The organism is Mangrovimonas futianensis (assembly GCF_021245805.1).
Taxonomy (GTDB): domain Bacteria; phylum Bacteroidota; class Bacteroidia; order Flavobacteriales; family Flavobacteriaceae; genus Mangrovimonas; species Mangrovimonas futianensis.
Map to the genome: position 1 here is coordinate 318864 of NZ_JAJJNF010000005.1, position 13077 is coordinate 331940.

The following is a 13077-nucleotide window of genomic DNA, read 5'->3' on the forward strand; positions in this document are numbered from 1 at the left end:
GTTTGAATAAAGCAATATTACATACTGAAAAACAAGACTTTATAAAAAATAATATTAACTCTAACATTAATGAGTTGATATTAAAAGGATCTCCATTTAATGATGTTGATATCAAAGAATTAGCAGAGCAAATTGAAGCCAAGAAAAAATGTCAAAACAAACTTCCTACTTGGTTTAAAACACCGGGTATCTACTACCCTAACAAACTCAATGTAGAACAAACCTCTTCAGAAGTCACAGCAGAGTATAAATCTAAAATTATTGAAGGAGATTCTTTAATTGATCTTACTGGAGGACTCGGAGTTGATGATTATTATTTCTCAAAAAAATTTAATCAAGTTGTTCATTGTGAGATGAATTCATATTTATCAGAACTAGCTCGCCATAATTTTGAAAAGCTCCATGTTTCAAATATTCAACCTTATTGTGGAGATGGCTTAGATTTCCTTGATAAAACAGATCAAACTTATGATTGGGTCTACATTGATCCTTCTCGGCGTAGTGAGATTAAAGGCAAGGTATTTCTTTTAGATGATTGTCTACCCAACGTCCCAAAGAATTTAGATTTACTCTTTTCAAAAACAAATCAAATACTCATTAAAACCTCACCGCTACTTGATATATCCATTGGCTTAGGTGAATTACAAAATGTCAAAGAAATACATGTAGTGGCTGTAAACAATGAAGTAAAAGAGCTCCTTTGGGTATTAGAAAAAGGGTTTACAAATGAACCAAAAATACAAACCATCAATTTAGGTCATGAAAATTCTCCATTTTCATTCTTTCCGTCTGAGGAAAAGGAACAAGAAGTTCTTTATGGAATGCCCAAAACATTTGTATATGAGCCTAATTCTGCCATTTTAAAATCCGGTGGTTTTAAAGTATTGACCAAATACTTCAACATAAAAAAACTTCACCAACATAGTCATTTATATACTTCAGATTCCTTATTGGAATTCCCTGGTAGGTCGTTTAAAATCCTTCAAATTTTAGCCTATAATAAAAAGGCCTTGAAGCAATTGAATATAACCAAGGCCAATATCACCACTAGAAATTTTCCTGAAAGCGTAGAGCAATTGCGTAAAAAGTTTAAGATAAAAGATGGCGGTGAAACTTATTTATTTTTCACCACCAATTGTGAAGGTGATAAAATAATTCTGGTTTGTCAAAAAACCTCATAGGTTCCATTTAAAAGCTTTAAATCTTTTTAACATCAAGATAAGTCAGCACTTTGTATCTTCGCGACAAAACAATTTATATGCTAAAAGCAGTACTTTTTGATATGGATGGTGTTATTGTAAACACCGAACCTTTACATCACAAAGCTTATTTTTCCATGTTCAAAAAAATAGGCATTGAAGTTTCTGACGATTATTACCGCACCTGGACAGGAAGCTCAACCCTAGATACCTGTAAGGGAGTTTGCAGAGATTTTAATTTAAGTCATGCCCCTCAAGAATTGGTGCAAATCAAAAGGGATAGTTTTAAAGAATTGTTTGTAACAGATAAGGAATTGAGTCTCATTGATGGTGTTTTAGAGCTAATTCAGAATTATCATGCTCAAGGTCTTAAGTTGGTTTTGGCCTCTTCGGCACATAGAAGCACAATCAACAGCGTATTTGACAGGTTTGAGCTCAACCAGTATTTTACAGAAAAGTTTAGTGGTGCCGAATTAAAAGCTTCCAAACCGCATCCAGAAATATTCCTTAAAGCCTATGAATCGACTTTATTTCAAAAACAGGAATGTATGGTTATTGAGGATTCTACAAACGGAATAAAAGCAGCTAAGGCGGCTGGACTATTTTGCGTAGCTTATGATAGTTTCCACTCAAAAGATCAAGATTACACACAAGCTGATAAAGTGATAAAAGATTATTCTGAAATACACCATGATTTGATTCAAAAGGAATTTCATTAATTATTCAAGAGGGCTAAAAAATATGATATCAGCACTTTAAATATTTTTTACGAAAAAAACCAAAAAATAGTTGCGTTCTTAAGCATGAAAAGTTACATTTGCATCCGCAATTAAAGAACGTTCTTTTATTTGTTTTTAAGGAGAGGTGCCAGAGTGGTAATGGAGCAGATTGCTAATCTGTCAACGCGTAAGTGTTGCCAGGGTTCGAATCCCTGTCTCTCCGCTGATTCGGGGTGTAGCGTAGCCCGGTTATCGCGCCACGTTTGGGACGTGGAGGCCGCAGGTTCGAATCCTGCCACCCCGACAGTTAAAATTTTCATCACGCACTAGCGTGATTGAGGGGTCGCGTAGCTCAGCTGGATAGAGCATCTGCCTTCTAAGCAGACGGTCACAGGTTCGAATCCTGTCGCGATCACAAAAAAAAGCCATATCAAATGATATGGCTTTTTTGTTTTATTCAGGATATTCAATCCTCAAATGATAAATATTCGCCAGTTTACGTTTTAGTGCCTTTTTCGTAAGATTGTGTTGTTGGTCTTAAGAATTAATTTAAGCCATTAATAGCTAAAAGAAATAAAAGGGTAAAAAAATATGAGGCCCATAAAATGGAAGCCTCATAGGTTATCAAATATCTTGATTTCAAATCTAAGTCACTGTAATTAATTTTGTTTTATTACCTTAAAGGTTTCTGTCGCTCCATTAACTAAGGTAACTTTACTTAAGTAAATACCTGATGATAAAGATTTAGTATTAAGAGAAGTTTCTTTAGAGTGGACCTCCTCTTCTAAAATAACTTGACCATTAATGTTATATAGTTTTATTACCTCAATAGTTTCTTTAGCTTTAATAGTTAACGTGTCCTTAATGGGGTTAGGATAATAGGACAAGCTTATATAGTCAAAATCTGAAACACTTAATGAAGACTCTGTACAGACACCATCAATTTGATATACATACTCACTTCCCTGAGGATTCAAGCTCCATTCAGAACCAGAATTGATTGCGCCCGCATATCCATTAGTTCCAGCCGTACTACCTTCCCATGCAAGAGCATCAGATTGAATTTCTACCCAATAAGTACCTTCTGTAAATGTGAAAGCATCATCTAAAACTACAGTATAACGATGGAAATAATATTCAAATCCAACTCCAGTTATCCAATCATACACTATATTTCCTGAAGTCGTGCCAATCTCAGAGCCTGGTAATCCATTGTTGTCTTCATAAAAATTAAATGTAAAATTAGTACCATAACTAACCACAGTAGGCGTAATACTTTGTACAGTAAACTCTTGTCCAGAATCTACTGTGAAATCTACTGCCAATGAAAAACTCTCAAAAGAATAAGCACTTTCAAAATCGTTAGCTAATGCAAATTGACCACATTCGTCTGGATCTAAAACATTAATAGTAATATCATGGTAAACAGATTCATCTTCCACTAATGAAGCTCTTGCAACTGCCTCACCAACAGAAATTCCTGTTACCAAACCAGTGTTAGTATTAATATTTAAATGATCGTTTCCTTCTATAATACTCCAAGAATATGCCTGATTGTTTGTCACTTCTGCCTCCAATTGCAATGTTTCACCTACATATATATCGGTATCTTCTCCATTTATTGTAGATACAATAATATCCATTGGAGTGCAATTACCAGTAATTTCAAAAGAACCGTCAAAACCTTCTTGCGGCACCCAACCGTTTTGATCAGTAATTTTGTAATAGTTGGAGCCTAAATCATAATCGATTATCACAACCCAATGAACACTGCTTCCTGACGCGGTTTCTACCTGAGGACTTACCCAATAATTTCCTTGTGTAAACGCTAATGGCTCTGGCAAATCAACTTCAACTTCGTACTGACTTCCAGCCAATCCTTGATCAGTAACATATTTAACAGAAGTTGGAACTAAATCAACCACGGTGTATAGTGCATCATCATTAGGTGTGCCTTGATCATCTGTTAAGAAATTCAGACTTACATTACTAATATTATTGCCTTGGGTTATAATATGAAAACGAAATTTGGAAACTTCAAATCTCATTCCTTCTTCAACAATAAAATCATCTGCACCTCTATAAAGTGTATTGGCGGTTATATTGTAGCCCAAACCAAATTCCCAAGCTCCTGTACCTTGAGTACAACCGTTTTCCCAAACATTAACCAAAATTTCTCCATAAATGGTTCCATCAATATGGGTTGCTCTAATATAATCTGAACCTTCAGCTAGCCCTGTCACCAAACCTGTTTGATCAACCGTTACTGTACCATTATCATTTACTACAGACCAAACTACATCTTGGTCTGCTTCTAAAGGTAGTACTGTGGAAAATAATTGAAGCGTATTACCCACTGCAAATATATCCGGAAAATTTCCAGTGGCAGTAACAACATCAACGGAGATGGGATCTACATCACTATCTTGATTGGTAATGGTCACCTCAATTGTATCAAAAATAGATGAGTTTTCAACTGAAGTAGCCTTTACCGTTACGATTGCGTTTGAAGCAATTGCCGTTACTAAACCGTTATTGTCTACTGTAGCAAATCCTTCCCCACTTTCTATACTCCATATCACATCTTGATTAGCTTCATTAGGTGATATAGTAGCTATTAGTTGTAAGGCTCCATTATCTTCTGTAATTTCTGCTAAACCTGTTTCAGGTGTTATTTCAATATCAGAAACAGCCGTGACATTTAAGTTTAAGGTTTTAACAGATAAAGCGGCTAGCTCAGAATCTGAAAATGATAGGAATAAATTCCCATTACTGTCTACAGCTAAGGAATTATACGTTGCTTGACCTTCTGAAGCATAACCAGTACCTGCTTGCCCCCAAGTACCCACCGCAGGGTCATAAGCCATAACATAATTTTTTAACAAATCCTCATCTTCCCAGTTACTGACAGCTACGTATATAATGTCGTTGGCACCTACTGCAATACTTGTATGTTTAACGCGATTGGCAGTGAAATTTGCTGAACCTATTTGAGACCAAGAAGTTCCATCAAATTTTTGCACATTCAATTTATTGCCCTCGGATGATCCAGAAACATAGGCCACATAAACATTATCTTCGCTATCAATTGCCAAGGATGAATTGTAATCTTCTGTATTAGGTGCTCCCGCTAAATTAGCTATACCCCCTACAGGTGTCCAAGTATCCGTTTCAGAAGCATTGACATCATTTTGGTACACATGTAAAAAACCATTATTGTTAAAACTAAGGTAAACGGTACCTGTACTAGAAACTACCATATCTAAGAAAAATGGAACTCCTCCCGTAAAACCGGTGGCACCTATTTGTTGCCAACTATCATTAATGTATTTTTTTACAGTACCATTGCTAGCATTATTTGCCGCAAAAAGAACATCATCAGGTGAAACATAAATTGTATTAAAATTCACCGAAGTGGTTGTTACATTTGGCAATTGACTCCAAGAATTATTTTCAAACTTTCTAATCTCTTGTCCAGTTGCTGGATAAGCCGCTTGATTTGAGAAATAGATAACTCCATCCGTATCTACAGCAAGGGAATTATAAGTGGTATATGCCCCTGTTATTCCTGCACTTCCTCCAACATAAGACCATGATTGATCTACTTGAGAATACTTTTGTACTGAACCATCAATAACCGATGTATCATAATATCCAACAATTAAATCATCGTTTTGATCACAAACAAGAGTTTGTCTTCCCGCAACACCAGCTGAAACTGCCGAGGTGGATCCTACATCTTGCCAAACCTGTCCGTAAGTAAATGGACTAAATAGTAAAGCAAAGAATAAAATAAAAAAGTAATTTTTTTTCATTGTAAATTGTTTTGTTTAAAAGATTATGAGAATTTTAAAAAGACTTAAGAAACCTTTTCACTTTTATTGAGGAATAAATATATTTACAATTGACACCTAATACATGCCAAATGGTGCACTATGAATTACTTTATCTAAAACCAATACATACACAACACATACTCTACTTTGAAAGTCAGTTAATTAAGCTTCTGAATCAAGTAAATTAAACCAAATATACAAATCGGTGTTTTTAGGAATATTCAATCTTTTTCGAATACGATACTTTTTATTTTGTACAGTTCGGGTTTCAATAAAGGAGTATTTAGCAATCTCTTTGGAAGATAAATTAAGTTTTAAAAGTGCACAAAATTCAATCTCCGATTGAGATAATTTGGGATTGATTGATAACAGCTGTTTAGAAAAATTTGGAAATATATTCTCAAATACATACCAAAAAGAAGGATCCTGATTTTTATAAAGTTCAAAAAGTTTGTTATACGAATCTTCAAGCGAACTTGGGGATTCCATATTTTGAGCTATATCCTTCGAACTACGTTTATAGATAAAAATTATAGTAAAGATTATTATTAACAAAATACCTACTATTAATATAGAAATCCAGAACGAATTGCTTTTATCATTTGATTTCTGCGGAATAGAACTTACTTTTCTTAAACTGTTATATTTATTTTGAAGGTGATCAATTTCAAGACCTCGAGCCATATTCTCATACAAAATCAAACTGTCATTCTGACCTAATTCTTCAAAAATATCTCGCATTGAAGAATAAAGTTCGTATAAATTTAAATTTTCACCTACTTCTTCACTTAATGAAACAGCATTTCTATAATTCTGTAATGCCTGTTCAAATTTTTTCTCTTCTTGATAAACTCTTCCTAAAACATAATAATTAGTTATCATAACCCTACCTTCAGGTTTTGCTACATTGCTTAATTCAATTGATCTAAGTGCATAGAATCTAGCCGAATCTAAATTGAAGGTTAGGTAACTACTAGCGATATTGCTATAATTAAGATATTGAAATTGGGCTACCGCATCATTTCGTTCTCCTAAAATAGTATAACTCTTAGCTACTTGTTGCAGTTTTCTTACAGCTTCTTGAGGTTGGTTCATTTCATTATAGACATCTGCCATACCATTCAAAACATTAGATTTAGCAAAGAAGATTCGCTTACTATTGTTATCGTCTTTCTCAAGAGCCGCATATGCAATCTTAAGTCTATCTAACGCTTCATTATAGTATTCATTGGTCTTATAAATCTCACTTTCATATACATTACCCATAGCCTCTGAATAGCTATCCTCATATAATTTGCCTTGGTTCTTAAGTAATTGAGATGCTTCAAATAAGCTATCCGATTGGTTTTTACTATAGAAATATCTACATTTTCTTTCAAGGAGCATCAACTCTGTAATCGTATCTTTTCTGTTTACAGCCTCTAGAAGTAAAATTCCCAGCTCTTTATAGGCAGCATCTATGTCCTGAATAAAGAGCTTACCGTTTTCATTAACTCTATGATGAAAACTATTTGTTTGACAAACCCCCGATATATTAAAACAAAAGAAAATAGAAATTAAAATAATCGGGAATCTATAGGATAATATAAATGTCTTCAAAAGTCTTGCTATCAAATCTCAAGTTTCTTAAAAAAATAAAAAATCTGTCTAGGAATTAAGACAAATAAAAATGCAACAATAGAATAAAAATAATCAAATATATTGAAATTAATCTTCCCTAGACATTCCCTTACTTTATTACATGAACCAATAGAATTAAAGAATTAATAAGTCATTTTCTGAATAAGGGAATGCATTTGATTATTACATAAGTGAAATCGTCAAAATATTATTTTAATTATGAGAAGATCACTTAAAGATACTATAAAGTTAATTGTTTACTCAGGATACTCAATCCTCAAATGATAAATATTCGCTAGTTTCCGTTTTAAAACCTTTTTAATGGATTGTATCTCTTTAAAGGTAATATTGGCATTCAAAAACTGTCCGTCAGCCATTTGTTTATCAATAATGTTTTCTACAAAGGCATCAATTTTTGTGGAAGTCGGTTCTTTTAAGCTTTTGGAAGCAGCTTCAACACTATCACACATCATTAAAATAGCTGTTTCTTTACTGAATGGTTTGGGACCTGGATAAGAAAATTCATCTACCTCCAATTCATCAAGCATTAAAGCTTCTTTTTCTTTCTTATAAAAGAAATAAACCACACTGGTTCCGTGATGGGTTCTTATAAAATCAATAATACGATCAGGAAGGTTATTCTTTTTGGCTATTTCAATGCCATTGATGACGTGATCAATAATGATTTTTGCACTTTCCCTAGCCGATAATTCATCATGTGGATTGATTCCCGTCGACTGATTTTCGGTAAAATAAGTGGGATTGGACATTTTACCTATATCGTGATACAACGCCCCTACTCTTACTAACATAGCATTAGCCCCTATTTCACTGGCTGCAGCTTCACACAAATTGGCAACATTCAAGGAGTGATGGAAAGTCCCTGGCGCCTTGTTAGAAAGTTCTTTTAATAACTTAGAATTGGTATCAGACAATTCCAATAGTGAAACGTCAGAAACCAAACCAAACAACTTCTCATAGGCATAAATAAGGGGTTGAGCAAATAGTGTCGCCAATCCACATAACACAAACATTCCAAAGGTCACCAACTGAATACCGTCTACACTTCCTTCATGAATCACATAAAAAGCGAAATAAGCTATTAAATATATTAAGGTAATCTGTCCTACGGAAATAAACAGATTGGCCCTTTTATAAAGTTCAGAAACCGTTAAAATAGTTACTATTCCTGCAATAATTTGCAAAAACATATATTCGTAACTATTTGGAACTATAAAACCTAGAAGCAAAACCGTCAAAACATGTGAGAACAAACCTAGGCGGGCATCAAAAAAGGCTTTCAAAACCAAGGGAAGGATGCATATAGGCACTACATAGATATACTGTGAATTATAATTAACCACCAAAGTGGTAAGGAATACCATCAATAAAATATTGAAAAAGATAAAAGTAACTTTGGTGTTGTTTTCATAGACTTCAAACCGGTATTTACGCAAAAAGAGTAATAGCATTAATAAGGCTAATGAGACTAGTAAGGTGTATGCCACCAAAACCCAGTTATAATTGGCTTTAGTCCATACTTGTGATTCATATTCAGCTTCTAGAGATTTTAATTTCTGAAACTTGTCACCCTCAACGACCTCACCTTTAGAAATAAGTAAAGTACCTCGTTCCACACTACCACGTGTGTAGGATATTTTATCGAGTTCGTTTTGAAGCGACTTTTCAGTCAAATTTTTGTTGAAGGTTAGGTTAGGCTCAATGATATCAAAGAACAAGGCTACAAACTGTGTGGTAAACTGTGATAAACCTTTCTTATTTAATTGATTGTTTAACATTGCCTTTATCTGGCTTTGCTTAATCAATTCAGAATAGTTTACTGTTTTCTTTTCTACGTTGTCGTCTAGTATTATGGCTTGTTTTTCTTCTGCAAAATCATAATCTTCACTCAAGACCCCATGAGCATAGAGATTGTTTAAAAAGTCTATTCCAAATTGGTAAACATCCCTTTTTCTACCAACCAAAATTGAATCTGGAAAATCTACTTTAAATTCCTCATCATAAATGTTTAAAACAGACTCTTTAACACTGGAATCTAAATTAAAATACAAGTAAGATTCTGATTGAATTTGCTTCTTTTCTTGGTCTATTTCCGTTTCAGATTTTTTAATGGCAAAATCAAAAGGGGCATAAAGATTTTCTGATTGCCAAGGTTTCCCTCTTTCAAAATCGTATTTAAATTTTCCACTCTTAGGAAATAGGTAAACGATTATAAATGTGGTACATACAAAAAGAAGAACTTTATACAGTAAGGAATGGTTCTTATAGAAGAAATTTACAAGGTCTTTCATTGATAACATTCAGAGTTTCAAATGTAATAAAAATATTGTCCAATGTCAGAAGTCCTAAAATCTGATTTGTTCTATATTCTTGTAAAATTTGATTAATTTTGCTCAACACAAAAAAATCACTAATTATGAGTAAACAAGTAGTTATTGTTTCTGCTGCTAGAACACCGATAGGAAGTTTTTTAGGATCGTTATCCACTATACCTGCGCCAAGACTTGGGGCTGTTGCCATTAAGGGAGCCTTGGATAAAATACAATTAAAACCAGAAATGGTTGATGAAGTTTTTATGGGCCATGTGGTTCAAGCAGGTGCCGGACAAGCACCAGCGAGACAAGCTGCTATTTACGCAGGAATACCAAATACCGTTCCATGTACCACAATCAACAAAGTATGTTCTTCTGGAATGAAAAGTGTTATGCATGCTGCACAAGCTATTGCTTTGGGTGATGCTGATATTGTGGTTGCTGGAGGTATGGAAAACATGAGTATGATTCCACATTATTATCATGCAAGAACAGGGACAAAATTTGGACCAGCTACTTTGGAAGATGGATTACAAAAAGATGGATTGGTAGATGCTTACGATAATAATGCCATGGGTGTATGTGCAGATGCTTGCGCTGTGAAGTATGAATTTTCAAGGGAAGACCAAGATGCGTTCGCAATTCAATCTTATAAGAGATCGGCTGATGCATGGGAAACTGGAAAGTTTGATAATGAAGTAGTTCCTGTTGAAGTACCGCAACGAAGAGGTGACGCATTGGTAGTTTCTAGAGATGAGGAATTCACTAATGTCAAATTAGATAAAATCCCTGCTTTAAGACCAGCCTTTACAAAGGATGGTACGGTAACAGCTGCAAATGCCTCTACCATTAATGATGGTGCTGGAGCCATGGTGCTAATGAGTAAGGAAAAAGCTGAAGAATTAGGATTGGAAATATTAGCTACAATAAAAAGTTATGCTGATGCAGCTCATGAACCTGAATGGTTTACAACTGCTCCCGCTAAAGCATTGCCAAAAGCACTTGCCAAAGCTGGAATATCTATAGATGATGTGGATTACTTTGAGTTTAATGAAGCATTTTCAGTTGTTGGATTGGCAAATATGAAAATTTTAGGTCTATCAGATGATAAAGTCAATGTGAACGGTGGTGCGGTATCATTAGGACACCCATTAGGATGTTCTGGAGTACGTATTCTGATAACCTTATTGAATGTATTAGAACAAAATAATGCTAAAATTGGTGCGGCTGCTATCTGTAATGGCGGTGGTGGTGCATCAGCAATGGTTATAGAAAGAAATTAAGCCATTATATTGAATGAAGTACGGAATCTGTAACCTTGGTATTGTTCCTTTAAGATTGGAGCCTTCAGATAAAACTGAATTGGTATCACAAGTCTTATACGGTGAATTTTTTAAAGTTCTGGAACAAAGGAAACAATGGAGCAGAATCCGTATTTCTTATGACAAATATGAAGGTTGGATTGACAACAAGCAATATCTTGAAATTTCGGAAGAAGATTACCTCAAGCTAAAATCGGAAGCTTCTATCCTTTCAACTGATTTGGTGGAATTTGTACAAGATTCAAATGACCAGCTTTACCCAATCCCAATGGGATCGACCTTAAACGGTTTATCACTTTTGAATCATAAACATGATGGTCATAAATGTCAGGGAAAAAAGGGTAAAGAACTTCTTTTAGAGACAGCTTTCAATTACTTAAACGCTCCTTACCTTTGGGGAGGGAAAACACCTTTCGGAATCGATTGCTCAGGATTCACCCAAATGGTATATCGCCTAAATGGTTACTCTATTTTTAGGGATGCTTCACAACAGGCTACCCAAGGAGAAGCGCTCAGTTTTATTGAAGAAAGTGAACCGGGTGATTTAGCCTTTTTTGATAATAATGAGGGGAATATAGTTCATGTTGGAATTATTATGAATGACAATTATATCATTCATGCCCATGGCAAGGTAAGGATTGACCGCATTGACCACTCTGGTATTTTCAATCAGGATTTAAGAAGACACACCCATAAACTAAGGGTCATTAAAAAGATTATATAAAAAAAGTCGCAATTTTTTCATTGCGACTTTTTTATTGTAGGTAAAAGGTTTATACTAGCCCTTACTCAATTCATCTACTTTAGCTTTCATTGCTTTAAATTTTGCAGTATCTCCTAAAGCACTATAAATATTCATTAAGGTTTTTGTTACCTCCAAGTTATCAGGATCTTGTTTCAAAACATTTTCTAAATATGGAACTGCACTCTTGTAAACCTGAGTTCTTTCCTCTTTTAGCTCATCATATCTTTTGTTATCAGCAGAAGAATTTCCAAGTCCGTTCATTTCTTCAACAATAGCAGTTTCTCTACCTAAAATCAAAGCAGCTAAATTGATTTCCGCATTTAAATAGGTAGGATCCAATTCAATCGCTTTTTTGTAATACTTTTCAGCCGCTTCCAAATCTTCAGACTCTTGAGCAACTACACCTAAATTAAATTGTAATTCTGGATTGTTAGGATCTTTAGCTGCTGCTTCTTCAATGGCACTTTTGAACTTATCTGTTTTTCCCATTTTGAAATACAGATTAGCTTGTGACATCAATAGATTCAAATCATCTGGATTTTCTTTTCTAGCTTCTTCCATAGCAGCTTCTGCCTTTTCATTTTCACCATTACTGATGTAAATAAGTGCTATGTTTTTAATGATTTCAGGACGTTTAGAATCTGTCTTTTGAGTGGAAGGCTTGATATGAGTTCCTGCTTTAACAGATAAATCCCTCATATTTTGGTCATCAAAAGTTTCTACTTCACCACTCTCTTTATTTGTAGCCACAAATTGAGTTTCAACGCCTTCATATCCTAAAGTATTCAATTCTTCATAAAGCGTCAACGCACGATCATATTCTTGAACACTTACCGCAGTCGCTGCTGCATAATATAGATATAAAGTATCTTTGGTAGAAGCTCTATAGGCATTTTCAAAATACTTTGAAGATGTGCTATAGTCCTTTTTCTCATAAGCATCATTTCCCTTAGTTAAGAAATTTTGTACCATTTGAGTTTTTAATTCTGCAGCTTCCGTTTGATAATCAGCAGTAACGTTTTCCAAGTCACCTAAAGCCGTTTTTATATCTGGATTGCTTCCGTTACCTCCAGCATATAAAGAAGCTGCTTTTAAATAGTAATACTTTGATTTTAACTTATCATCCATGGAAGACATTAAACCCTCCGCTTCAGACAATGCAGCTTTTGCTTCTGCATAATTATTATTCTTTATAGCCTTTTCAGCATTCTTCAATTCTTTTTTTTGAGCAAAAGAAAACGAAGAAATTGCCAATGTCAATGCTACAACTAATTGTTTTTTCATTGCGTTTCGTATTAATTTT

The 13077-nt window shown here is 34.4% G+C and carries 8 protein-coding genes and 3 tRNA genes; 7 read left to right on the forward strand and 4 right to left on the reverse strand.

Annotation, left to right across the window (positions count from 1 at the left end; genetic code table 11):
• The first annotated feature begins 2 nt into the window (after window positions 1–2).
• The 5 genes from LOK78_RS10475 (at window position 3) to LOK78_RS10495 (ending at window position 2333) form a co-directional block, all read left to right on the forward strand.
• Window positions 3–1181 (forward strand): class I SAM-dependent methyltransferase, encoded by a 1179-nt coding sequence (locus LOK78_RS10475; RefSeq protein WP_232634862.1) that lies wholly within the window; start codon window positions 3–5, stop codon window positions 1179–1181.
• A 77-nt stretch (window positions 1182–1258) separates the two neighbouring features.
• The gene (locus tag LOK78_RS10480; protein WP_166958271.1) at window positions 1259–1918 is read left to right on the forward strand and encodes an HAD family hydrolase; all 660 of its coding nucleotides are present in this window, start codon (window positions 1259–1261) and stop codon (window positions 1916–1918) included.
• A gap of 139 nt (window positions 1919–2057) precedes the next feature.
• Window positions 2058–2141, forward strand: a tRNA-Ser gene (locus tag LOK78_RS10485).
• A 6-nt stretch (window positions 2142–2147) separates the two neighbouring features.
• Window positions 2148–2222 (forward strand) — tRNA-Pro (locus LOK78_RS10490).
• Between the two features lie 37 nt (window positions 2223–2259).
• Window positions 2260–2333, forward strand: a tRNA-Arg gene (locus LOK78_RS10495).
• A gap of 244 nt (window positions 2334–2577) precedes the next feature.
• Here LOK78_RS10495 and LOK78_RS10500 read toward each other — a convergent pair.
• The 3 genes from LOK78_RS10500 to LOK78_RS10510 all read right to left on the reverse strand — a co-directional run bounded on the left by LOK78_RS10500 (window position 2578) and on the right by LOK78_RS10510 (window position 9686).
• Window positions 2578–5733, reverse strand: coding sequence for an Ig-like domain-containing protein (locus tag LOK78_RS10500; RefSeq protein WP_232634863.1), 3156 nt, complete (start codon window positions 5731–5733; stop codon window positions 2578–2580).
• Window positions 5734–5916: 183 nt separating this feature from the next.
• Window positions 5917–7353, reverse strand: coding sequence for a LuxR C-terminal-related transcriptional regulator (locus LOK78_RS10505; RefSeq protein ID WP_232634864.1), 1437 nt, complete (start codon window positions 7351–7353; stop codon window positions 5917–5919).
• Between the two features lie 278 nt (window positions 7354–7631).
• Window positions 7632–9686, reverse strand: a complete 2055-nt coding sequence (locus tag LOK78_RS10510; RefSeq protein WP_232634865.1) for an HD family phosphohydrolase — start codon at window positions 9684–9686, stop codon at window positions 7632–7634.
• A gap of 125 nt (window positions 9687–9811) precedes the next feature.
• Here LOK78_RS10510 and LOK78_RS10515 point away from each other — a divergent pair, with 125 nt between their 5' ends.
• Together LOK78_RS10515 and LOK78_RS10520 are read left to right on the forward strand one after the other, a co-directional pair.
• Window positions 9812–10990, forward strand: a complete 1179-nt coding sequence (locus LOK78_RS10515) for an acetyl-CoA C-acyltransferase (protein ID WP_232634866.1) — start codon at window positions 9812–9814, stop codon at window positions 10988–10990.
• Window positions 10991–11003: 13 nt separating this feature from the next.
• A complete protein-coding gene (locus tag LOK78_RS10520) occupies window positions 11004–11753 on the forward strand; it encodes a C40 family peptidase (protein WP_232634867.1) in 750 nt (249 codons plus the stop codon).
• A 54-nt stretch (window positions 11754–11807) separates the two neighbouring features.
• On the opposite strand, the gene LOK78_RS10525 is transcribed toward LOK78_RS10520, so the two are convergent.
• A complete protein-coding gene (locus LOK78_RS10525) occupies window positions 11808–13058 on the reverse strand; it encodes a tetratricopeptide repeat protein (protein WP_232634868.1) in 1251 nt (416 codons plus the stop codon).
• Window positions 13059–13077: the final 19 nt, after the last annotated feature.